We start from the raw sequence: 22,138 nt of genomic DNA, 5'->3' as shown, positions 1-22,138 counted from the left end.
CTCCTCGGGCACCGGCTCAGCCGATGCTCCGGTCCTCTTCGCCCGTCGTCGCACCGGCGAAGAATGCGATCGCCGCGCGCTGCGGATTCTGGCGCAGCGCTTCGCCGTCCTGCCACCGCAGCGCCACATCGTGACCGGGCACGAGGGTGGCGCCCGTGTCGACGAGCAGCGAGCGCAGCGCCGTGATCGAGGCGGCGCTGGCCTCGGCATCCAGTGTCGAATCGACGCGTCCTGTCGTCAGTTCGTAGGCGTTCTTCACCGCGTCGCCCGCGAACACCCGCTGCTCCTCGGAGCGCTCGAGATAGAACGCGAGGTGGTGCGGCGTGTGCCCGGCGCTGTCGATGGCATGAATGCCGGGCACGATCTCGCGTCCTGCGCTCATGCGCTCCACCCTGTCGGTGCGACGGAGAAGCTCCTGCACGTGCAGGTCGGGGATGAAGGCGGTGCCGGCGGGCTGATCGGCCGCCCAGCGCAGCTCGCTCTCGCCGACCCAGGTGGTCGCCTGGCCGAACATCGTGAAGTTCGAGACGTGGTCCCAGTGCATGTGGGTCAGCAGCACGTCGGTGATGTCATCCGTGGTCAGCCCGTGCCGTTCGAGGCCCGCGTGGATGAGCGGGATATAGGCGGGCTGCCCGGCGTCGACGAGCACGCGGCGGATGCCGTCATCGAGGAGCCACAGGCTGCTCCAGCCGAAGGCGCCGTGGGAGCTCGACTTCCCGGGGAACCCTTCGACGAGCGGATGCGCGACGTAGCCGGATGACCCGCTTGCTTCGGCTCTCGTCGTCGACACCATGGTTCCTCCCGCGTTGCGACTATAGTATAGCGATATCGCGGGGGTGTCCACCCGCCTCGTCAGGCTTCGAGGAGCCTCTTCGTCGCGCCGATGATGTGGCTCCGCATCGCCTCCGCCGCCCCCTCCGCGTCGCCCGCGGCGATCGCGGCGTAGACCGCGTCGTGCTCCGGCGCCGCGGTGACGGCTCCCGTGCGCCCGAACTTCGAGAAGAGCCGGAACCGCTGGATCTGGCCGCCGAGGGCGGCATACGCCATCTCGAGGAACGCGTTGCCCGACTGCGCGGCGATCATCATGTGGAACCGGTCGTCGCTGCGCCAGTAGAGGTCGAACGCCTCCGTCTCGGTGTCGGCGACTTCGGCCGACTGCCGGAACTCCTCGACCGCCGCCCGCAGCCCCGCCAAGAACTCCGGCGTCGCCCGCTGCGCCGCCTCGTATGCGAGCCGCGGCTCGATCAGCACCCGGGCCTCCCCCAGCTGCTCCACCTCGTCGCGCGTCATCACCGGAGCGACCCGGTAGCCCCGCAGCGCCTCGCGCTGCACGAGGCCGGTGTGCTCCAGTCGCGCGAGCGCCTCGCGGAGCGGCGTCTGACTGACATCCAGCTCGCGCGACAAGGCGCCGATGTTCAGGCTCTGTCCTGCAGCGCGCTCACCCGACATGAACTGGTGCAGCAGCACCTGGTACATGCGGTCGGCGATCGGCTGCTTCGTCGTCTGCCGGGCCACGTCTTCCCCCTCACGGTTCGTCCCTCGAAGACTACCGGTCGCCCCTCCCGACGCCCGGCTGCTCCGGCGGCGACCCGGCGGGATCACGACGGATGCCGTCGCGGGCCGTCATGGACCGCGCACGCCGCGAACACCTGAACCGTTCGGAGGCGTTTCGCGAAGCCTTGGCCGCATGGGCGCACGCCGACGCATGATCGTCCGCTCCTCCGCACGCAAGCACGGGATGCGCGCGATTGCTCGACTGACGATCCGACCCGGCGCGCCCCCGTCAGCGCTCGCCGATGACGCTGCGCGCGATGCCGAGTTCCGCCATCCGCGCGGCGGCGAGGGAGCGCTTGAGCTCGAGCGACTCGCCGATCTCCGCGGCGAGGCGCGGTCGCGTGCGGATCAGCGAGTCGACCGTGTCCATCGGCAGCACGACCACGGTGAGGATCTCACCCGCCACCGTCACCGCCTGTGTGCGCTCGCGCGTCAGGGCGGTCTGCCCGATCAGGTCACCCTGCTCGGCGGCGGCGAACTCGACGCGACCGTCGTCGACTTCGAGCGCGAGCACGGCCCGCCCCGACAGCACCACCCGAACCTCATCGGGCACGACACCGCTCGGGAGTACCGTCTCACCGACGCCGTACCGCTCGAGACGCGCACCGGTGATGACGGCCTCGATGTCGTCGTCCTTCAGGTGCAGGGTCGGCGCGACGGTCCGCATCGCCTCTTCCAGCCGCTGCGGCTCGGCGAGCGGATCGGTCGCGTCGCCGTCGAGGGCCAAGCGATGGCGGCGAGCGGCGTACCAGAGCCACGACAGATACACCGACAGGGTGCGCGCGGCATCGGCCGGACCGGCCACGGGGATCGACACGGCGTAGGAGCCGGCACCCGCGTAGTCGACGGTCGCCTGCTCTCCCGCGAGCTTCGTCGGCAGGGCGTCGGCGACCTCGATCAGCAGCGCCATCACCTCGTGCGGCGGGTCGTCGGTCGAGAACTTCACGGTCGTCTCGGCCGAATGCGGTCCCTCCGGTTGGCTGAGGTTGGTGAACGCGGCTCCCGAGAGGTTGGAGTTGGGCACGATCTGGATGCCGGCGCCGGTCTCGATGTGCACCGCTCGCCAGTTCACCTCGACCACACGACCCCTGACTCCGGCGGCATCGAGCCAGTCTCCTATCTTGAACGGCTGCTCGAACAGCAGCAGCAGACCCGAGATCACCCCACCGACGGCGTTCTGCAGCGCCAGCCCGATCACGATGGAGCCGACGCCCAGCGCGGTGAAGAGACCACCGACGTCGGCATCCCACACCCAGGAGAAGAGCAGCGCGAGCCCGACCCCGACGAGGACCAGGCGGGCGATCTCGACGAAGATCGTCGGAATGCGTTCGCGCCACGACCCGACCTTCGCGTTGGCGAAGAGCGCCACGTTGAACGACGACAGGACGACGAGGATCACGAGGAATCCGAACACGGTGGCCACCACGCGGGTCCACACCTGCTCGGCCGGCGACTGGATGGCGAAGGCCAGCAGCGCGAACAGCGCGCCCGCCGGAACGACCCAGTTGCGCAGCATCCGCAACGGCTTCGCGAAAGGGCTGTTGCGCCGCGAGAGCGCGGCGACGACCTCGGTGAGCACGACGAGCAGCACGGGCACGCCCAGGGCGAGCCCGATCACCCACCAGGCCCAGCCGTCGCGGAAGGCGTCGTCCACCCTCAGACCACCTTCCAGACGGTCTCGGTCCTGCCCTGCGTCTCGACGGTGCCCGCCTCGGCGTAGGTCACCAGCTCCTGGGTGCGATCGCGCACCGTCTGGCTGACGTAGATGCCGGGCTCACCGGTGACCGAGCGCACCCGGTAGGCGAGGCTGACCGCGTCGCCCCACAGGTCGTAGGCGAGGCTGGTGCGGGCCACGAGCCCGCTGGTCACGGTTCCCGTGTCGACGCCGGCGCGCAGCCCGATCTGCGTGCCGTTCTGCGCGTTGAAGCGCTCGATCACCGCGCGCAGGTTCCGCGCGAAGTCGACGGCACGGCGGATGTTGTCGACGCGCGGGACCGTGAGCCCCGACGACGCGAGGTATCCGCCGCGCAGCGTGCGCACCTTCTCCACTCCCGCCTTCTCCGCCGCCTCGTCGAATCCGCGCATGAGCGTGTTGAGGAGCGCGATCTCCTGCTCGGCCGGCATCCCCCGCGCCAGGTCGTCGAAGCCGACCAGCTCGGCGAAGACGACCGAGACGTTCTCGTGCGCCTCGGTGATCGCCTCTTCGCCCTGCTTGTACTTCGCCGCGACGCTCTCGGGCATCAGGGTAAGCAGAAGCTTCTCGTTCTCCCTCTGCTGCTCCTCGATGAGCTCCTGCTTGATCCGCAGGCTCGATGCCATGTCGTTGAAGGCGCTGCCGAGGTCGCCGAACTCGTCGCGTGAGCCCTGCGGCACCTGCACGTCGAGATCGCCCTCCGCCACGCGATGCACCGCGCCGACCAGCCGGTGCACGGGACGGGTGAAGATCTGCGCGAGAGCGAGGGAGAGCAGGGAGACCGCGATGAGGATGCCGAGCGTCGACAGCAGCAGGTTCCGGGTGAACACGTTCACCGGGGCGAACGCCTCGTCCTGGTCGATGTGCGCGACGATGACCCAGTTCAGCCCCGCGATGTCGAGAGGCGCATAGGCCACGAGGCTGTTCGGGTCGGTGTACTCGGCGGCGAGCGCCGTGCCGGTGCGTCCCTTCAGCGCCTCCTTCACGGCGAAGTCGTCGACGGGCTGCAGCTGCACCGTGCCGTTCACGGCGACGATGCGTTCGGCGACTCCCACCGGTGTGCCGTTCTCGACGACGGTCTTCTCATACTGCTCCGGATCTTCGGAGAGCAGCCGCGACGTGCTGCGCATCAGCTCGTCCTGACCCGCGAGGTACACCTCGCCGGTCTCGCCGAGACCCTGCTGCGCCCAGCGCTCGTCACCGGTCATCACCCGGTTGATCTGGTCGATGGGCACCTGGATCGCCAGCGCCCCGATGATCTCGGTCGCCGAGCCGATGGGAGAGACCACCCAGGCGGTCGGCACGTTGAGCGAGGGCAGGTACCTTTCGAAGTCGGTGGTGACGACCTCGTCGAGCGAGCCGTTGCGCATGACCTCCTCGTAGGCGCCGGTCAGTGCCGAACTCGCATACGGCTCCTCCTGCATGTTCACGCCGAGATCGACGCTCTTGTACGCGCTGAAGACGACGTTCGCGTCGGTGTCGAGCAGCAGCACGTCTTCGTAGTCGAGGGTGTCGACGAGGCCGGTGAAGTACGGTCCGTACTGGATGTTGGCTCGGGTCCAGGCGCTGTCGTCGCCCGCATCGACGAGGGCGAGCCCGGCGTCGTAGTCGTCGTAGGCGCGGCCGGCCGTGTAGAGGGACTGCAGGTAGCGGCCCGCGGGCGACGCCGGGAGGAACGCCGACGGGTCGTAGTCGAGCCCCGACCGCGCCTCGAGGGCGGGCACGAACGAGTCCGAGTAGTAGGAATCCAGCGTCTGCGCGGCCTCGGGCGAGAGCTCCGTCGCCTGCAACTCGGCGAAGGCGTTCACGAAAGCGGTGGCGCCTTCGATGGCGCTGTCGTTGCGGGAGTCGAGCAGCACTCCGCGCTGGATCGCGGCGAACTCGTTCTCGATCGCGGTGGACCGCAGTTCGCGGATCGTGGTCAACTGCTCGATCGCCGAATCGCGCAGCGAGTCGCGACCGCTGATGAACCCGATCACCCCGACGACCACCGACGAGGCGAGGCTCACGGCCAGCAGCATGATGAGCAGCTTCGACTGGATGCTGAGACCGCCGCGCAGGCGCCGGATCCTCCGGGGCGGGTTCGCCGCCGTGCTGGTATCGCCGTCGCTCATCTGCCCCTCCGCCATGCGCGTGCTCGCGTTACGCGATGAACATATCGATATATCGGTGCTGCGGTCTACGGTCGGGTTTCGCTACAGTGACCGCGGAGGCGAAATGACGACGACCTGGTGGCCCTACGCACGACTGGCAGCATCCGTCCTCGCCGTGGCGGCGATCGTCGCCCAACTCGTGCGCACGCTCCAGATCGCGTTGGCCGATGAGACCGAGTGGGGATCGCACCTGCCCACCGTCATCGCCAACTTCTTCAGCTTCTTCACCATCGAGTCGAACGTGCTGGCCGCCGTCGCCCTCGCCGCCGGCGGCATCTGGGCACTGTCGCAGAAGAACCGCTCCGCCGTCGAGCCGCGGTGGCTCGCGACCCTGCTGATCTGCGCCAGCACCTACATGATCGTGACCGGCGTCGTCTACAACACCCTGCTCCGGGGCATCGCTCTGCCGCAGGGCTCGACCGTCGGCTGGTCGAACGAGGTGCTGCACGTGGTCATCCCGATCGTCATGCTCGCCGATGTGCTCTTCGCGCCGCGTCGCCGGTCGGTCGGTTGGGGCACGGTCGGCATCGCGGCGATCTTCCCGATCGTCTGGGTCGTCTACACGCTGATCCGCGCGAACCTCGTGATCGCGCCGTCGACCGGAAACACCTGGTGGTACCCGTATCCGTTCCTCGATCCGCGCCAGGAGGGCGGCTACATCGCCGTCTCGCTGTACGTGCTCCTGATCGCCGCCATCATCATCGGAGCGGCGGCGCTCGTGGTGTGGGTCGGGCGACGGCGCGCAGCGGTCGACGACATGATGAGTGACAGCGCGGCCTCACAGCCGATACATTGACGTCGCACAGGGCGGTCGCCGTCCTGCGGCGGGGCGATCGAGGGGATCGCTCCCTGACCTGAGTCAAGAAACGGGTTCTCCGATGTCCGGTACTGCACGCAAGGCGATCGCCGAGGCGCTCGCCACCTTCCTGTTCGTCCTCGCCATCATCGCCGCCGTCAACAGCGGCAGTCCGCTGACGCCGCTCGCGATCGGTTTCACCCTGATGGTCCTCGTCTACTCGACCGGACACATCTCGGGTGCGCACCTGAACCCGGCCGTCTCGGTCGGCGTCTTCCTGCGCGGCGGCCTGAGCGTCGTCGACTTCGTCGCCTACCTCGTCGCGCAGCTCGTCGGCGGCGCGCTGGCGGCACTCGCCGCGCTGACGGTCTGGCCCGCGGGCGAGAAGGCCATGGTCGTCGAGGTCGGCCCGGCGTTCCTCGTCGAGACGCTGTTCACCCTCATCCTCGTGTGGGTGGTGCTCAACAGCGCGACCTCGAAGGACACGGCGGGCAACTCGTTCTACGGGCTCGCGATCGGCGGCACCGTGTTCGTCGGAGCGGCGACCGTCGGCTCCATCTCCGGCGGCGGCTTCAACCCCGCGGTCGCGCTCGGCCTCGCCGTCAGCGGGCACTTCGCGTGGGGCTCGCTCTGGCTGTACTTCGCGGCCCCGGTCGTCGGAGCGATCATCGCCGCCCTGCTGTTCCGTCTGCTCAACTCCGACGACGCGAAGAAGATCGCCGCCGAGGAGACCGCCGGCTGAGCGGCCCCGACTCCCGCCGGCGGCCCGAGTCGCCGGCGGGGGATTGGCGGGATAGCGACGACGGCTGTCCGTCCGTGGCATGGCCGGGGTCGGATGCCGGTGCCAGGATCGCATCATGCCCGACACCGTGAATCGCCGCACCGCGCCCGGTGTCGATCGGCCGCCGGCGCGGTCACGGGGACCACTGGTCCTCGCCGCCGCGCTCGTCACGGTCGTGCTCTGGGCCTCGGCGTTCATCGGCATCCGCGGGGCCGGGCCGCACTTCGATCCCGGCGCGATGGCCCTGCTGCGGATGACCGTCGGAGCGGCCGTGCTCACCGTCATCGCCGTGCGGCACGGCATCCGCCTTCCCGAGCGTCGTCATCTCTGGCTGGTGGCGGTGTGGGGCATCGGCTGGTTCTGCGTCTACAACCTCGCGCTGAACAGCGCCGAGCGCACGCTCGACGCGGGCACGGCCGCGATGGTCGTCAACCTCGCGCCGCTAATGGTCGTCGTCTTCAGCGGACTGTTCCTGCGCGAAGGGTTTCCGCGACCGCTGATCGTCGGGGCTCCCATCGCCTTCCTCGGTGTCGTGCTGATCGGGGCGACGTCGTCGACCGATGCGGGCCCCGACATCGCGGGCCTGCTGCTCGCGCTCCTCGCCGCCGTGATGTACGCGGGCTGCACCCTGCTGCAGAAGCACCTGCTCAGCGCGGGCGCCGAACCCGCGACGCTCACCTGGCTCGGTGCCGTGGCCGGCACGCTCGCGCTTCTGCCCTGGGTCGCCCCTCTGGCCGACGACCTGCAGTCGGCACCGCTCGACGCGACGCTGTGGGTTGTGTACCTCGGGGTCTTCCCCACCGCGATCGCGTTCACCACCTGGGCCTACGTCCTGCAGCGGAGCACCGCCGGGCAGACCTCGGCGACGACCTACGTCGTGCCCGCCATCGCCATCCTCCTGTCGTGGGCGATCCTCGGCGAGGTGCCGACGCCGCTGATGTTCCTCGGCGGTGCGCTGTGCCTGCTCGGAGTGCTGATCACCCGAATGCGATGGGGCCGAGCGGCGGAGGGGTCGACGTCTCCACCCCGGCGCTGAGCGCGCGACGATGCGATTACGCTGGTCGGCGGGGGCCGCCATGACGTGCGCCTCCGTGTGCGACCGAGGGAGACACCGATGAACGAGCCCCAAGCGCCGGAGCCGCAGGCGTTCTCCGCCCCTCCTCCTCCCCCGGCGCCTCCGGCCCCTTCGACAGGCTCAGGGACCCAGGGCCCTTCGACGGGCTCAGGGACCCAGGCGGGAGGGCCAGGGACCCAGGCCCCTTCGACAGGCTCAGGGACCCAGGCGGGAGGGCCAGGGACCCAGGGCGAGGCGCCGTCGGGCGCCGAGATGGCGCGCGCCGCGGAGGTGCTGAGGGTCGTCTCCGACTCGTACTCGGCGAAGATGGTCGGCCAGGAGCGTCTGCGCACGAGCCTGCTGGTGTCACTGATCGCCGGCGGGCACATCCTCCTCGAGAGCGTCCCCGGGCTCGCCAAGACCACCGCGGCCAGCACCCTCGCCGACACCGTGAAGGCGCAGTTCAAGCGCATCCAGTGCACGCCCGATCTGCTGCCCAGCGACATCACCGGCAGTCAGATCTACGAATCGGCGACCGGCTCGTTCCGCACGATCCTGGGCCCCGTGCACGCGAACTTCGTGCTGCTCGACGAGATCAACCGCTCGAGCGCGAAGACGCAGAGCGCCATGCTCGAGGCGATGCAGGAGCATCAGACGACCATCGGCGGCGAGATCCATCCGCTGCCGAAGCCCTTCCTGGTGATCGCGACGCAGAATCCGATCGAGCAGGAGGGCACGTACGAGCTGCCCGAGGCGCAGATGGACCGTTTCCTGCTGAAGGAGATCGTCGAGTACCCGAGCCCGGCGGAGGAGTTCGAGATCCTCAGCCGCATCGATTCGGGTGTGCTCGATCCCGACCGCCATGTCTCCAGCGCCGTGACCCTCGACGACGTGCACCTGCTGCAAGACGTCGCGAGCCGCATCTACGTCGACCCCGCCATCCGCAACTACATCGTGTCGATCGCCTACGTCACCCGCAATCCGGCGCCGTACATCGGCGAGGACCGCGCACGGCTCATCAAGTACGGTGCGAGCCCGCGGGCGAGCATCGCCTTCCTCCAGGCCTCACGCGCCCTCGCCCTGTTGAACGGACGCGCCCACGTGCTCCCGGAAGACATCCGCGCGCTGCGTCATCTCGTGCTGCGCCACCGGGTGCTCCTCACGTTCGAGGCCGACGCCGAGGGCATCCGCAGCGAAGAGATCATCGACGAGATCTTCGCCGTCGTCCCCACCCCCTGACCCTTCGACACGCTCAGGGACCGAGCCGGAAAGCGCCCATGCCCAGCCTGATCACCCAGGTGAAGAGCAAGCTCTTCATCCACTCGTCACGCAGGTCGCTGCACGCGCTCGACGGCGCCTACGCGTCGCTGCTGCACGGCCGCAGTCTCGATTTCGAAGACCTGCGCGCCTACGAGTACGGAGATCAGGTGCGCGACATCGACTGGCGCGCCACCGCCCGGCACGACGCGCCGCTTGTCCGTCGGCATCGCGCGATGCGGATGCACACCATCATGTTCATCGTCGACACCGGCCGCTCGATGACCGCACTCGCGCACGACGAGCGGTCGAAGAAAGACCTCGCGATCCTCGCGACCGGTGTCCTCGGCGTGCTCGCCCTGCGTCACGGCGACGACTTCACGATGGTCTACGGAGACGGCGAGCGCGTGCGACGGCGCGCGCCGGGCCGGAGCGAGGGCGCCCTGGAGCACGCCCTCCGCACCCTCGACCGGGCCATCGACGAGAGCCGCGCACCGAGCGACCGCGACGCCCTGCTGTCGTACGTCACCCGCACGATCTCCCGCCGCATGATCGCCGTGGTCATCACCGACGAGGCGCCGCTCACCGACGACACCGAACGGATGCTGCGCCGTCTGCGCGCGCAGCACGACGTGCTGTGGCTCACGGTGAGAGACGCCGACCCGGTGCTCGACCACCGCACGAGGGTCACCCGCAGCGACGTCGACACCCGCTGGGACGTTCCCGATTTCGTGCAGGGCGACCACGGCATCCTGCGCGAGCTCGACGCCCGCACCCGGGCCGATGCCGCGCACCTCGCCGAGACGCTGAAAGGCCTCGAGATCAGCCACGCCGTCGTCGACGGGCAGGACGACGCGGTGCCGCAGCTGCTCCGCATGCTCGATCGGAGATCTCATGCCGGGATCTGACGAGCTCTACCCGCCCGCGCAGTACGGATGGGGATGGATGCTGCTCGCCGTCGGCATCCTGCTCCTGCTGATCGCCGGCGCCTGGCTCGTCATCGTGCTCACCCGCCCGCGCCGCGGCCTGCCGGGCGCGGGGGGCGCGACGCCGCCCTGGCCATCGACGGTCGACGTGCTCTCGCAGCTGCGCACCGAGTACCTCGATCGCATCGCGACGATCGAGGCGGACTATCGCGGACGAACCCTGTCGGCCCGCAACGCCAACCTCGAGCTGAGCCGGGTCGTGCGCACGTTCGTCAACGAGTACAGCGGTCTGGAAGCGCCGGTCCTCGCGCTCGACGACCTCCGCGCCCGCGGCGTGCACCCCGCGCTCATCGACGCGCTGGGCCGGCACTACTACCCGAGCATCTTCCGACCGGGGCCGCCGATCGATCCGATCGCCGGCGCCGAGGCCGCGCGGACGGTGGTGCGCACATGGCACTAGCGAACGTCTGGATGATCGTCGCGGCGGTCGCGGTCGTGCTCCTCGCGGTCGCGGTGGGTCTGGTCCTCGGCCTCCGCCACCGCATACGACCCGGCACTGCCGACCGGGCGCGCATCGCGCGCGCCGAGCGCCTCCGCTCCCTGCCCAGCTTCCGGCGAGCGCTGCAGCGGCGGGTGCTCGCCCTGTGCGGCATCCTTCTCCTCGGGGTCGCGACGACGATCGTCGCCGGAGTGGTGGCGGCGCGGCCGATGTCGTCGCAGACGATCCAGCCGGTGAACACCAGCCGCGACATCATGCTCTGCCTCGACGTGTCGGGGTCGATGACCGAGGTCGACGTCGAGGTCCTCACCGTCTTCGAGGAGCTGCTCGAGGGCTTCGAGGGCGAGCGCATCGGCTTGACGATCTTCAACAGCTCGCCGGTGCAGATCTTCCCCCTCACCGACGACTACGAGTTCGTGCGCGAGCACATCGCCCGCATCAAGGAGAGCTTCGACTACGTCGACGAGATCCCGGAGCACTGGATCGGCACGCTCAACGGCGACGGCGCCTCGCTGATCGGCGACGGCCTCGCCGCGTGCACGATGGCCTTCGACCGCCCCGACGATCAGAGGTCGCGGTCGGTCGTCTTCGCGACCGACAACGAGATCAACGGCGCCTCGATCGTCACCCTCGACGAGGCCGCCGGATACGCGAGGGCGAACGGCGTGCGGGTGTTCGCCCTGAACCCCGTGCAGGGGAAGGATGCCGCCGTCAGCGCCGAGCTCGCCGCAGCGGCCGAGATCACCGGGGGCGCCGCCTACGGCCTGCGCGACACGACCACCGTCGCCGACATCATCGCCGAGGTGCAGGAGCAGGAGGCGACCGAGCTGCGCGGCGAAGCGCAGGTCGTGTGGACCGACACCCCCGATCCGTGGATCGTGGTGCTGTCGATCGCCCTGCTCTCGCTGACCGCTGTGCTGTGGAGGGTGAGACTGTGATCCTCGACCCCGTCCTGCACCCGTTGCTGCTGGTGCTCCTGTTCGCGCCGGCGATCGCGCTCGCCGTCTGGCTGGTCGTGCGGCCTTCGGGCCCTTCGACGGGCTCAGGGACCCAGGGCGCGGGCTCAGGGACCCAAGCCCAATGGGTCGCTGAGCCTGTCGAAGCGCGCCCGAAGCGATCCGGGTCCGCGCCGACCCGCGTGCTCTGGGTGCTCCGACTCGTGATGATCCTGGCCTGCGTCGTCATGCTGCTGCGCCCCGGCATCCCCGGCGGTGCGACGCGGACCCTCGCCACCGACACCGACATCGTGCTCGTCGTCGACACCACCGCCAGCATCGTGGCCGAGGACTGGGCCGATGGCCGGCCGCGGATCGACGGCGTCCGCGACGACGTGCGCGCGATCGTCGAGGAGTACCCCGGAGCGCGTTTCGCTCTCGTCACCTCCGACGCGGCCGCCGAACTGCGGATGCCGCTGACCACCGACACGACGGCCCTGATCGGGTCGCTCGACGTGCTGCGCCCCGAGGTCACCCGTCAGTCCCGCGGAAGCTCGATCGGCATCGCGGCGCCTCTGCTTCGCGAGACCCTCGCCGCTGCGGCCGAGTCGTCGCCCGGCCGCTCGCGGATGGTGTTCTACTTCGGCGACGGCGAGCAGACCGTCGACACCCCGCCGGAGTCGTTCGATGCCGCGGCCGAGTACACCGACGGCGGGGCCGTGTTCGGCTACGGCACGGCCGACGGCGGCCCCATGCGCATCACGAGCGGTGGCGTGGACTCGGCAGGATCGTCCGACGAGGGGTACATCGAGTACCAGGGGCAGGACGCCCTGTCGGTCATCGACAAGACGAATCTCGAGGCGGTCGCCGAACAGCTCGGCGTCGCCTACGAGCACCGCACGGCCGATACCGCGCCCTCGCTCCCCGAAGCGCCGTCGACCACGACCGACTACGCCGACTCCGGCGAGGTCGGCGACGTCATCGAGCTCTACTGGATCGCCGCGATCGTGATCCTCATGCTCATCGGCGTCGAGCTCGCCCGGGCCACGATGCTCATCGCACGACTGCGCGGCGCTTCGTCACGCCCCGCCCGCTCGACGACCGAGACGCCGCCGTTCCCCGGCGCTTCGTCTCGCCCCTCCCGCTCGACGACCGAGACGCCGCCCGACGCGCGCGAAGGCGGTGCCTCATGACAGACCCTTCGACAGGCTCAGGCGCCCAGGCGGCGGCATCCTTGCTGCGGTCGAATCGCCGGCGGCGCAGCATCCGTCGCTGGATCGCGATCGGCACTCTGCCGCTGACGCTCGCCGCCCTCCTCCTCGTCGGCAAGCTGCTGAGCATGTACGCGTTCGCACATCAGACGATCACCGCCTACGTCTCAGACGACTACGCGGGCTCTGAGGCGTCGGCCCGTGGGCAGGAGTTCCTCAACGGTTTCGAGTCCTTCAAGGCGCCGTTCAACGTGGGTACCGCCCTCGCCGCCGCCGAGCAGCTGCCCGAGGCGAGGGCGAAGCTCGAGGAGGCGCTCGACCTGGCCACGGGGCTCGACGTGTGCGGTGTGCGCATCAACCTCGCGCTCGTCGTCGAGCGCATGGGCGATGCCGCCCGGGCCGACGGCGACGGTGCGACGGCCGCCCAGCTGTACGGCGAGGCGCTGACCATCACGGTCGAGACCCCCGAGGAGTGCCACAGCGACGAGGCGCAGCAGCGGTCGTCCGACCCGGAGCGCGACATGTCCGACTCGCTCGACGGCACCGAGCAGCGGTTGAAGCAGAAGCAGCAGGAGCAGGAGCAGAAGCCCCAACCGCAGCCCGACGAGCAGCCGTCGCAGGAGCAGCCCCAGCCGTCCGACGACAAGCTGCAGGATCTGCAGGACAAGCTCGAGCAGGGCACGCAGGAGCGCGACCAGCAGCAGGGAGACGAGCCCGGCGGCACGGGAACGGACAAGCCATGGTGATGGATCACGAGAAGCAGCGGGCCCGCTACATCGCCGGCACCGAGGGCGCGCCGCCCGTGCCGCCGCCCGGCGGATACCGCGGCGCGCGGCGTCTGCAGCCACCGGCATCCGTCCCGGCGCCCCCGCCGGTCGCCGGAACGTCCGCGCCGCCGGAAGACGCGAGGCCGTCGCCCGGCATCCTCGGCTGGATCGCCCTTGTCGTCGCCGTGCTGTTCGCGCTGATCCTTCTCTGGATGCTGGTCGCCGGCGGCACCGACCTGCTCTACGGGGTCACGATGCTGGCTCTGCAGCTCGTCGTCGTGGCCGTCGTCGTCGCCGCGCTGCTGTCGGCCCGAGGGCGGATGCTGGGGGCGATCGCCCTCGTCGTGACGATCCTCGTCAACGTCGCCACGGTCGGCGGGGTGAGCGCCCTGCAGACCTCCGCCTCGGGCAGCTATGAGGGCGTGAAGAGCGAGGAGCAGCGGCATGCCGAGGCGTATCCGGGCATCAAGGGCACCGACCCGCAGCAGACGCTCGCGCAGCAGTCGCTCGAAGAGGTGCGCGCGCAGGCCGACGAACTGTTCGCCGAGATCCGGACGCGGCTGACCGACGAGTTCGGGTACACGTGGGTCGCGGTGGGCGACGAAGACCTTCGCCCCGAGCGCAACGGGTACGGCGGAGAGTCGATGCTGGTCGAGTTCACCACCGTCGGGTGGGCGACCAACGAACCGATCCAGGACTACGAGCGCAAGCTCGAGGTCATGGAGGTGATCGACGAGGTCGTGGTCGATCACGGGCTGTGGGACCTGTACTCCTTCAACGACCCGGCGATCTCGGGCATGGACCCATCGATGATCGCCAAGCTCTACGGCAGCGACGACCCGCGCACGCAGGACACGTGGGAGTACTACACCGAGAACTTCCCCGACCCGCTGCGGTTCTATGCGACCATCGACGACCTGTCGCATGACGACGACGGGAGCTTCCGCGTCGCGCGCGAGGCGCAGAGCGCCCGCACGGGCGAGCCGCTCGAGGGGCTGCAGCTCGTAGTGATCGCGAGCGGGGTGCTGAGCGAGGCCGATCGCGCGGAGTTCGAGTCGCGCCTCGACGAGTACCCCGGCTTCGGCTGAGCGGCCTCTGCATTCCCCCTCCCGCGCGCTCGGCGTGCATCAGGCGACATCAGGTGCGATCGGAAGGCGGGGGGCAGGATGCCGGACGCTGTTCAGCCGGCGAACGACAGGCCTGCGGCGAGCGCGAATCCGAGCACGGTGGCGAGGCCGGTCGAGTCCTTCGCCTTGGACTGGGCCTCGGGAACCATCGAGTCGACGAGCATCACGAGCAGCGCGCCGGCGGCGAAGCCGCTCGCCGCCGTCCGGAAGGCGTCACCGGTCACGGTGGCCAGCGCGAACCCTGCGACGGTGGCGAGAGCGCAGATCACGGCCACGCCCGCCCAGAGCAGCAGTACGCGACTCTTCGCCATGCCGCCCTCACGCAGGTCCGCGGCGGACCCGATCGATTCCGGCAGGTTCGAGACGAGGATGGCGACGACGAGGGCGATGCTCACCGGCTCGCTCGATGCGAGACCGATCCCCAGCACGAGCTGCTCGGGGATGCCGTCGAGCAGAGCGCCGACGGCGAGCTGACCGCCACCCGCCTCGCCCTTCTTCTTCGCCGCCCTGGCATCGAGCACGCGCGCGGCGATGTAGTACGCGAGGGCCCCGGCCGCGACTCCGCTGACGAGCGGGACGGCACCGCCCCGCTCCAGCCCCTCTTCCCAGAGCTCGAAGGCGATCGACGCCATCAGCGCCCCGGCTCCGAAACCGAGCACGACACCGAGCCAGCGCGGCGGCCAGACCCGCAGCATGGCGAGCGCCGCTCCCACGAACAGGGGGGATGCGGCGACCACACCCCACAGCACCGCTTCGCCCATGTACGACCTCCGTGGACACTCTCCCACCATGAGTGCGGGACCTCGGCGATCCCATGAATCGAGGTCTCCGGCAACCATTCCCATGGTAGGGTGATGGCATGCGCACCACCATGGATAAGGCAGGTCGAATCGTGATCCCGGCCCAGATCCGTGAGCGCCTCGGCATTCTTCCCGGACCCGTCGACCTCATCATCGATGGCACAGGGGTACGGCTAGAAGTCGAAGCCCGTGGCAAAGTCGTCGAAGAAGACGACCTACTGATCATCACCGGCGGGCCAGCACTCACCGCCGACGACATCCGAGAGCTTCGCCTTGCCGACCAGCGCTGACGTTCTGCTCGACACCAGCGCAGCGGTCGCGCTCGTCGATGGTTCGCACCCCGCACACCGGGCCGCGCGAGACGCGACGCGAGGGCTGACGCGCGGCCTCGCCGGACACGCGCTCGTCGAGACGTATTCGGTGTTGACGCGTCTGCCCGGCGACGCTCGCCTCAGCCCCGGGCTCGCCGCGCAGGTCATCGCGCGCGCCTTCCCGGCATCTGTCTCGCTTCCCACCGAAGACGCCCTGAACGCAGTGGCGACCTTCGCCGATGCGGGAATTGCAGGGGCCGCCGTGTACGACGGCCTGGTGGCTCTGGCCGCGCGAGCAGCCGGAAAGCCGCTGCTGTCGTGTGATCGTCGAGCGATCCCGACATACGCGGCCCTCCAGGTCGACGCGCGCTTGATCTGATGCCGCGCATCAGAGGCGGATGCTGGCCGAACCGGCATCCGTCCGCAGCGAGGAACGACAGGCGGAGCCGGTCTCGGCAGGGCCGACGCCCCGCTGACGCCCGCGTCACGCATTCCGGGGCGACACGCCGCCCGTCCTAGACTGGAAAGCATGTCCAAGGTCCTCCAGTCCCTGCCCGTCGGCGAGCGCGTCGGCATCGCCTTCTCCGGGGGACTCGACACCTCCGTCGCCGTCGCCTGGATGCGCGACAAGGGCGCGGTGCCGTTCACCTACACCGGCGACCTGGGTCAGTACGACGAAGACGACATCGAATCGATCCCGGGCCGCGCGCTCGAGTACGGCGCCGAGGCGTCGCGTCTGATCGACTGCAAGACCGCGCTGGTCGAGGAGGGCTTCGTCGCCCTCTCGTGCGGTGCCTTCCACATCCGCTCCGGCGGCAAGACCTACTTCAACACCACGCCGCTCGGCCGCGCCGTCACCGGCACGCTGCTGGTGCGCGCGATGCGCGAAGACGGCGTCGACATCTGGGGCGACGGCTCGACCTACAAGGGCAACGACATCGAGCGGTTCTACCGCTACGGCCTGCTCGCCAACCCTCGCCTGCGCATCTACAAGCCGTGGCTCGACGCCGACTTCGTCACCGAGCTCGGCGGTCGCAAGGAGATGAGCGACTGGCTCGTCGCCCACGACTTCCCTTACCGCGACTCCGCCGAGAAGGCGTACTCGACCGACGCGAACATCTGGGGCGCGACGCACGAGGCGAAGACCCTCGAGCACCTCGACGTGTCGCTCGAGACCGTCGACCCGATCATGGGCGTGAAGTTCTGGGACCCGTCGATCGCGATCGAGGCCGAAGACGTCACGGTGACGTTCGAGGGCGGCCGCCCCGTCGCGATCAACGGCGTCGAGTTCACCGACCCCGTGGCCCTGGTGCAGGAGGCCAACACGATCGGCGGACGCCACGGCCTCGGCATGAGCGACCAGATCGAGAACCGCATCATCGAGGCGAAGTCGCGCGGCATCTACGAGGCTCCGGCCATGGCGCTGCTCTTCATCGCGTACGAGCGCCTCGTCAACGGCATCCTGAACGAAGACACGCTGGCGACCTACCACGAGCAGGGCCGTCGCCTCGGCCGCCTCATGTACGAGGGCCGCTGGCTCGAGCCGCAGTCGCTCATGCTGCGCGAGTCGATCCAGCGCTGGGTGGGGTCGACGATCTCGGGGTCGGTGACGATCCGTCTGCGCCGCGGCGACGACTGGACGATCCTCGACACCGTCTCGCCGAACCTGTCGTACGGCCCCGAGAAGCTGTCGATGGAGCGCGTCGGCGACGCCGCCTTCGGACCGGTCGACCGCATCGGACAGCTCACGATGCGCAACCTCGACATCGCCGACTCGCGCGCCCGCCTCGAGCAGTACGCGGGCCTCGGCCTGGTCGGTGGCGCGACGGGCGAGCTCGTCGGCCGCGTGACGGCGGGCGAGTCGGCGGAGATCACCGAGTCGGTGCACGGGTCGGTGTCGGAGACCGACGAGACCCTGGCTGACGCGGTCGACTCCGCGTCCGAGGGCGCGGCCTTCGACTCGGGCACCGACTGAGGTCAGCGGGAGCCTCATCGGCTGATCGGTCGCACGGCCGTCGACACGGGAATCCGTCGGCGGCGTGACGGCGGTCATGGGTATGATGCGAGGGCGCGAAACCTGAAACGCGCACTGGGGCTCGGTGGGACTGAGTTCCACCTGCAACCCGAGAGAGCGTTCAACGATGACGACTGACCCGACGGCGACCGCCGCACCCGCACGCCCGTCGCTCGGGGCTCGCATCGGCCGCATCGCCTTCCTGACCGTGGCCGCCGTCGTCGTCGTCGCCGTCGCCGCCGCGTTCTTCGTCGCCTGGACGATCCAGCGCTCGTTCCCGCAGACCGAGGGGACGATCGAGCTCGAGGGGCTCGAGGCAGAGGTCACGGTGCAGCGCGATGCGAGCGGCATCCCGACCATCACCGCCGACACCACCGACGACCTCTTCTACGCCCAGGGCTTCGTGCACGCGCAGGACCGGTTCTTCGAGATGGACTTCCGTCGTCATGTGACCGCGGGGCGGGTGGCCGAGATGTTCGGCGAGTCGCAGGCGGCGACCGATGCCTTCCTGCGGACGCTCGGCTGGCGCGAGGTCGCCGAGGCCGAGGTCGCGGCGATGGACGACGTGACGCTCGGGTACTACGAGGCCTACGCCGACGGGGTGAACGCCTACCTCGCCTCGCGTTCCGGGGCCGAGCTCTCGCTGGAGTATGCCGTCCTGGGCATACAGAACCCCGAGTATGCGCCCGAGCCGTGGGAACCGGCCGACTCGGTGGCCTGGCTGAAGGCGATGGCGTGGGACCTCCGCGGCAACGTCGAAGACGAGACGGAGCGCGCCCTGCTCGCAGCCGGGCTCGCTGCGGCCGGACCGGACGCCGCGGCCGACATCCCCGCGACGCTCGAGCAGCTCTACCCCGGATACCCGTTCGACGAGAACCCCGTCATCGTTCCCGAGATCTCGACCGTGCCTGCCGTGGAGACGGATGCCGCGGCCGCCGCGTTCTCGTCGTCGACGCGCGAGCCCGACGTGCAGCAGGCGTCCGTCCGCATCGACTGGAAGGAGACCGCGAGCGTCATCGAGGCCGCGAGCGCGCTCGTGGGGGACGTCGGCGAAGGGATCGGATCGAACTCGTGGGTCGTCTCGGGCGACCTCACCGAGACCGGCCTGCCACTGCTCGCCAACGACCCGCACCTGGGCGCCTCACTGCCTTCGGTCTGGTACCAGGTGCAACTGAGGTGCGCGACGGTCGACGAGGACTGCCCGTTCGACATGGGCGGTTTCTCGTTCTCGGGTCTTCCGGGCGTCGTCATCGGGCACAACCAGAGCATCGCGTGGGGGTTCACGAACCTCACCACCGATGTGACCGACCTCTACATCGAGCGGATCGAGGGCGACCAGTACTGGCGCGACGGCGCACTCGTGCCCCTCGAGGAGCGCACCGAGACGATCCGGGTCGCGGGCGGTGACGACATCGAGCTGACCATCCGCTCGACCGTGCACGGCCCGATCATCTCGGGCCTCACCGACGACTTCACCGCCATCGCCGACGATCCGCTCCCCGGTCTCGACGCGGGCGGAGCCGCGGCGGCAGGCATCCCCGCCGACGCGACGGAGGGCACCGGCGACGACGCCGAGTACGCGGTCAGCCTCCGTTGGACGGCGCTCGACCCCGGAACCACCGCGACCGCCGTCTTCGCCCTCTCGACCGCGAAGGACTTCGACTCGTTCCGCTCTGCCGCCGCCCTCTTCGACGTTCCGGCGCAGAACCTCGTCTATGCCGACACCGAGGGCAACATCGGTTACCAGACCCCCGGGCGACTGCCGATCCGCGGCGCCGGCGACGGGTGGATGCCGCAGCCCGGGTGGGACAGCAGCTACGACTGGACCGGGTTCATCCCGTTCGACGAGCTGCCGGTCGCCTACAACCCGGACTCGGGATACATCGTCACCGCGAACAACGCCATCGTCACCGACGACTACGAGTACTTCCTCTCCCGCGACTGGGACTACGGCTACCGGGCGGCGCGCATCGCGCACCTTCTCGAACGCCGAGCCGCGGCCGCTCCGCTGACGGCCGACGACATGCGCGAGATCCAGATGGACGACGAGATGTGGATCGGGAAGAAGCTGGCGGCCGCCCTGGTCGACGTCGACGTCTCGGGCGCCGGGCCGCGCGCCGCCGTCGAGCTGCTTCGGTCGTGGGATGCGCAGAACACCGCGTCGTCCGCCGGAGCGGCCTACGCCAACGTGCTGTGGTCGCGCCTCGTGCAGAACATCTTCGCCGAGCGACAGCATCCGCTTCCCATCGACGGCCAGGGTCGGCTCTTCACGGTGGTCGGCGCGATGCTCGATGACCCGTCCGACCCGCTGTGGAGCAACCCGCAGCTCGACGTCGACGGACGCGACGAGATGCTCGCACGCTCGGCGGAAGACGCCTACGACGAGCTCGCGGCCCTCCAGGGCACCACCGTCACCCACTGGAACTGGGGCGACCTGCATGCCATCACCCTCACCAGCGACACGCTGGGCTCATCGGGCATCGCCCCCGTCGAGGCGCTCTTCAACCGCGGGCCCTTCCCCGTGGGCGGCGGAGCGTCGGTCGTAAACGCGACCGGATGGGAGCTGGGCACCTCGTACGCCACGACCACCGTGCCCTCGATGCGCATGGTGATCGACCTCTCCGACCTCGACGCCTCGACGTGGATCCATCTCACCGGCGCATCCGGTCACGCCTTCCACGAGCACTACATCGACCAGACGGCCGACTGGGCCGCCGGGATCCAGCGACCGTGGGCGTCGTCGGCCGAGGCCGTCGCCGACGCCGCCGTGCACACGCTCGTGCTGAGTCCGGGCGACTGAGATCTCGAGTGAATGCCGGCGGAGCCGTCGGCTCAGGCGATCGTGCAGCGAGCTCGACTAGCGTTGACGAGTGTTCTCCAGCTATCTCGCCCCGAAGGGGACGCCCGTCACCCTGCTCGAGTTCGAGCATGCCGGGGCGACGCTGATCGCCGAGACGTTCGGCGAAGGGGAACGCACCTTCCTGCTCCTGCACGGCATCGGCATGGGGCGCAGCGTCTACCTCGATGTGGTGCAGCGGCTGCAGGGCCGGGTGATCGCGCTCGACCTGCCGGGCTTCGGCGAGGCCCCCGAGCCCACCCGCACCCTCACCATGGAGCGGCACGCCGACCTCGTCGCGGCGTACCTGCGCCACGTCGACTCCGGGCCGATCGTGGCGATCGGGCACTCGATGGGGAGTCAGATCGCAGCCGAGCTCGCGGCGCGGCATCCGTCGCTCGTCGAGGGCGTCGTGCTCGCCGGACCCACCGTCAACAAGGCGGCGCGGAACATCGCGGCGCAGGCGCGGTACCTGCTGTCCGACCTGGTGGGCGAGCGGCCGCTGGTGATCTGGCGCGGTGCGCGCGAGTATCTGCGCGGCGGCCCGCACCTGTTCCGCAAGATGCGCGCCACGATCGTGCACGAGCCCGAAGACGCGTTCGCCCGCATCGAGTGCCCCGTGCTCGTGCTGCGCGGCGAGGACGACCCGCTCGCCCCGATGACGTGGTGCCGGGAGATCATCGACGCGATCCCCGGCGCCGACCTCGAGGTGATCCCCGACCACGGTCACGGCACGCTGATCAGCGACTCCGCGCCCGCCGCGCGGCTGATCCACGAGTTCGCCGCCGCCCTCTGACCGGGTCGCGCCCGCGCTCGCCCGCCCGCGTGCCCGCGTGCGCCCGCGCGCCCGCGTGCCCGCGTGCGCCCACGCGCGTGTCCGCTCAAGGGAGAAACACGCCGGTGGGAAGGCGACCGCACCGGCGTGTTCCTCCTTCGAGCACCGCCGCCCCGCCACGAGCGCCACGAGCCCGACACCCCCGAACCCTCAAGGGAGAAACACGCCGGCAGAGAGGCGACCGCACCGGCGTGTTCCTCCTTCGAGCGGTCGGGCCATGGTCGCAGCGGGAGGGCACGAGGTCGCGGAGGGCGGCCCGATGCAGCTCAGTAGCGGACGTGCGAGCGGACGTGCTCGGCCGATGCCCGCCCCATCGCCTCGCTGAGCGCGGGGTCGACGGTGAATCCGTCGGGCTCGGGGCGCTTGCTCGGCCGTCCGACCCATGGCCGCACCACCGCGCCCGCGGCGATGCAGATGCCGAGGAAGATCCAGAACCCGCTCATGCCCCGACCATAGACCGGGCACCAGCTTTCGTCCAGCCCTCCCCGCGCCCGGCACCCCCACCCCACCGCCCCTCCCACGAACCTCAGGGGAGAAACACGCCGGTGGGGAGGCGATCGCACCGGCGTGTTCCTCCTTTCAGCCACGT

At 69.9% G+C, this 22,138-nt stretch carries 21 protein-coding genes; 15 read left to right on the top strand and 6 right to left on the bottom strand.

Annotated elements, in window-relative coordinates:
* Positions 1–16: 16 nt before the first annotated feature.
* The 4 genes from AB3M90_RS11605 to AB3M90_RS11590 all read right to left on the bottom strand — a co-directional run bounded on the left by AB3M90_RS11605 (position 17) and on the right by AB3M90_RS11590 (position 5,361).
* Positions 17–790: an MBL fold metallo-hydrolase gene (locus AB3M90_RS11605; protein ID WP_412952097.1), complete on the bottom strand. Its 774-nt coding sequence runs from the start codon at positions 788–790 to the stop codon at positions 17–19.
* A gap of 62 nt (positions 791–852) precedes the next feature.
* On the bottom strand, positions 853–1,515 hold the full coding sequence (locus AB3M90_RS11600; RefSeq protein ID WP_412952096.1) for a GntR family transcriptional regulator: 663 nt from the start codon (positions 1,513–1,515) through the stop codon (positions 853–855).
* Between the two features lie 268 nt (positions 1,516–1,783).
* Positions 1,784–3,208 carry a mechanosensitive ion channel domain-containing protein gene (locus AB3M90_RS11595; RefSeq protein ID WP_412952095.1) on the bottom strand — a complete coding sequence of 475 codons (1,425 nt, stop codon included), beginning with the start codon at positions 3,206–3,208 and terminating at the stop codon, positions 1,784–1,786.
* Between the two features lie 2 nt (positions 3,209–3,210).
* A complete protein-coding gene (locus AB3M90_RS11590; protein WP_412952094.1) occupies positions 3,211–5,361 on the bottom strand; it encodes an adenylate/guanylate cyclase domain-containing protein in 2,151 nt (716 codons plus the stop codon).
* Positions 5,362–5,464: 103 nt separating this feature from the next.
* On the opposite strand from AB3M90_RS11590, the gene AB3M90_RS11585 reads away from it, so the two are divergent.
* The 10 genes from AB3M90_RS11585 to AB3M90_RS11540 all read left to right on the top strand — a co-directional run bounded on the left by AB3M90_RS11585 (position 5,465) and on the right by AB3M90_RS11540 (position 14,714).
* Positions 5,465–6,196, top strand: coding sequence for a Pr6Pr family membrane protein (locus AB3M90_RS11585; RefSeq protein WP_412952093.1), 732 nt, complete (start codon positions 5,465–5,467; stop codon positions 6,194–6,196).
* 82 nt (positions 6,197–6,278) lie between these two features.
* Complete coding sequence (locus AB3M90_RS11580) at positions 6,279–6,938, top strand: MIP/aquaporin family protein (RefSeq protein ID WP_412952092.1); 660 nt, start codon at positions 6,279–6,281, stop codon at positions 6,936–6,938.
* Positions 6,939–7,053: 115 nt separating this feature from the next.
* Complete coding sequence (locus AB3M90_RS11575) at positions 7,054–8,013, top strand: DMT family transporter (RefSeq protein WP_412952091.1); 960 nt, start codon at positions 7,054–7,056, stop codon at positions 8,011–8,013.
* Positions 8,014–8,304: 291 nt separating this feature from the next.
* Positions 8,305–9,270 carry an AAA family ATPase gene (locus AB3M90_RS11570; RefSeq protein ID WP_412952717.1) on the top strand — a complete coding sequence of 322 codons (966 nt, stop codon included), beginning with the start codon at positions 8,305–8,307 and terminating at the stop codon, positions 9,268–9,270.
* A gap of 38 nt (positions 9,271–9,308) precedes the next feature.
* A complete protein-coding gene (locus AB3M90_RS11565; RefSeq protein ID WP_412952090.1) occupies positions 9,309–10,196 on the top strand; it encodes a DUF58 domain-containing protein in 888 nt (295 codons plus the stop codon).
* On the top strand, positions 10,183–10,674 hold the full coding sequence (locus AB3M90_RS11560; protein WP_412952089.1) for a hypothetical protein: 492 nt from the start codon (positions 10,183–10,185) through the stop codon (positions 10,672–10,674). Before AB3M90_RS11565 ends, AB3M90_RS11560 begins: the two co-directional genes overlap by 14 nt.
* Positions 10,665–11,651, top strand: a complete 987-nt coding sequence (locus tag AB3M90_RS11555) for a vWA domain-containing protein (protein ID WP_412952088.1) — start codon at positions 10,665–10,667, stop codon at positions 11,649–11,651. Before AB3M90_RS11560 ends, AB3M90_RS11555 begins: the two co-directional genes overlap by 10 nt.
* Complete coding sequence (locus tag AB3M90_RS11550; RefSeq protein WP_412952087.1) at positions 11,648–12,841, top strand: vWA domain-containing protein; 1,194 nt, start codon at positions 11,648–11,650, stop codon at positions 12,839–12,841. Before AB3M90_RS11555 ends, AB3M90_RS11550 begins: the two co-directional genes overlap by 4 nt.
* Entirely contained in the window at positions 12,838–13,605 is a 768-nt protein-coding gene (locus AB3M90_RS11545; protein ID WP_412952086.1) for a tetratricopeptide repeat protein, read from the top strand. The genes AB3M90_RS11550 and AB3M90_RS11545 overlap by 4 nt, the downstream gene beginning before the upstream one ends.
* Entirely contained in the window at positions 13,599–14,714 is a 1,116-nt protein-coding gene (locus AB3M90_RS11540; protein ID WP_412952085.1) for a hypothetical protein, read from the top strand. Before AB3M90_RS11545 ends, AB3M90_RS11540 begins: the two co-directional genes overlap by 7 nt.
* Positions 14,715–14,806: 92 nt before the next feature.
* Here AB3M90_RS11540 and AB3M90_RS11535 read toward each other — a convergent pair whose 3' ends face one another.
* Positions 14,807–15,514, bottom strand: coding sequence for a ZIP family metal transporter (locus AB3M90_RS11535; RefSeq protein WP_412952084.1), 708 nt, complete (start codon positions 15,512–15,514; stop codon positions 14,807–14,809).
* 98 nt (positions 15,515–15,612) lie between these two features.
* Here AB3M90_RS11535 and AB3M90_RS11530 point away from each other — a divergent pair, with 98 nt between their 5' ends.
* From AB3M90_RS11530 to AB3M90_RS11510, 5 genes are all read left to right on the top strand, one after another.
* Positions 15,613–15,843 carry an AbrB/MazE/SpoVT family DNA-binding domain-containing protein gene (locus AB3M90_RS11530; RefSeq protein ID WP_412952083.1) on the top strand — a complete coding sequence of 77 codons (231 nt, stop codon included), beginning with the start codon at positions 15,613–15,615 and terminating at the stop codon, positions 15,841–15,843.
* Positions 15,827–16,243, top strand: coding sequence for a PIN domain-containing protein (locus AB3M90_RS11525; protein WP_412952082.1), 417 nt, complete (start codon positions 15,827–15,829; stop codon positions 16,241–16,243). Before AB3M90_RS11530 ends, AB3M90_RS11525 begins: the two co-directional genes overlap by 17 nt.
* Before the next feature lie 150 nt (positions 16,244–16,393).
* A complete protein-coding gene (argG, locus tag AB3M90_RS11520; protein WP_412952081.1) occupies positions 16,394–17,839 on the top strand; it encodes an argininosuccinate synthase in 1,446 nt (481 codons plus the stop codon).
* Between the two features lie 166 nt (positions 17,840–18,005).
* Entirely contained in the window at positions 18,006–20,678 is a 2,673-nt protein-coding gene (locus tag AB3M90_RS11515; protein ID WP_412952080.1) for a penicillin acylase family protein, read from the top strand.
* Between the two features lie 70 nt (positions 20,679–20,748).
* A complete protein-coding gene (locus AB3M90_RS11510; RefSeq protein WP_412952079.1) occupies positions 20,749–21,510 on the top strand; it encodes an alpha/beta fold hydrolase in 762 nt (253 codons plus the stop codon).
* A gap of 305 nt (positions 21,511–21,815) precedes the next feature.
* On the opposite strand, the gene AB3M90_RS11505 is transcribed toward AB3M90_RS11510, so the two are convergent.
* Entirely contained in the window at positions 21,816–21,992 is a 177-nt protein-coding gene (locus AB3M90_RS11505) for a hypothetical protein (protein ID WP_412952078.1), read from the bottom strand.
* Positions 21,993–22,138 lie beyond the last annotated feature (146 nt).

The organism is Microbacterium martis, from assembly GCF_047246685.1.
Lineage (GTDB): Bacteria > Actinomycetota > Actinomycetes > Actinomycetales > Microbacteriaceae > Microbacterium.
Note: the sequence above shows the minus strand (reverse complement) of the source record. Positions and strands in the feature narration are given on the sequence as shown.

What these genes read in the sequence shown, in the direction of transcription:
- AB3M90_RS11590 (WP_412952094.1), bottom strand. Translation starts at nt 5,361, where the DNA reads ATGAGCGACGGCGATACCAGCACGGCGGCGAACCCGCCCCGGAGGATC.
- AB3M90_RS11585 (WP_412952093.1), top strand. Translation starts at nt 5,465, where the DNA reads ATGACGACGACCTGGTGGCCCTACGCACGACTGGCAGCATCCGTCCTC.
- AB3M90_RS11580 (WP_412952092.1), top strand. Translation starts at nt 6,279, where the DNA reads ATGTCCGGTACTGCACGCAAGGCGATCGCCGAGGCGCTCGCCACCTTC.
- AB3M90_RS11575 (WP_412952091.1), top strand. Translation starts at nt 7,054, where the DNA reads ATGCCCGACACCGTGAATCGCCGCACCGCGCCCGGTGTCGATCGGCCG.
- AB3M90_RS11570 (WP_412952717.1), top strand. Translation starts at nt 8,305, where the DNA reads ATGGCGCGCGCCGCGGAGGTGCTGAGGGTCGTCTCCGACTCGTACTCG.
- AB3M90_RS11565 (WP_412952090.1), top strand. Translation starts at nt 9,309, where the DNA reads ATGCCCAGCCTGATCACCCAGGTGAAGAGCAAGCTCTTCATCCACTCG.
- AB3M90_RS11560 (WP_412952089.1), top strand. Translation starts at nt 10,183, where the DNA reads ATGCCGGGATCTGACGAGCTCTACCCGCCCGCGCAGTACGGATGGGGA.
- AB3M90_RS11555 (WP_412952088.1), top strand. Translation starts at nt 10,665, where the DNA reads ATGGCACTAGCGAACGTCTGGATGATCGTCGCGGCGGTCGCGGTCGTG.
- AB3M90_RS11545 (WP_412952086.1), top strand. Translation starts at nt 12,838, where the DNA reads ATGACAGACCCTTCGACAGGCTCAGGCGCCCAGGCGGCGGCATCCTTG.
- AB3M90_RS11540 (WP_412952085.1), top strand. Translation starts at nt 13,599, where the DNA reads ATGGTGATGGATCACGAGAAGCAGCGGGCCCGCTACATCGCCGGCACC.
- AB3M90_RS11535 (WP_412952084.1), bottom strand. Translation starts at nt 15,514, where the DNA reads ATGGGCGAAGCGGTGCTGTGGGGTGTGGTCGCCGCATCCCCCCTGTTC.
- AB3M90_RS11530 (WP_412952083.1), top strand. Translation starts at nt 15,613, where the DNA reads ATGCGCACCACCATGGATAAGGCAGGTCGAATCGTGATCCCGGCCCAG.
- argG (WP_412952081.1), top strand. Translation starts at nt 16,394, where the DNA reads ATGTCCAAGGTCCTCCAGTCCCTGCCCGTCGGCGAGCGCGTCGGCATC.
- AB3M90_RS11515 (WP_412952080.1), top strand. Translation starts at nt 18,006, where the DNA reads ATGACGACTGACCCGACGGCGACCGCCGCACCCGCACGCCCGTCGCTC.
- AB3M90_RS11505 (WP_412952078.1), bottom strand. Translation starts at nt 21,992, where the DNA reads ATGAGCGGGTTCTGGATCTTCCTCGGCATCTGCATCGCCGCGGGCGCG.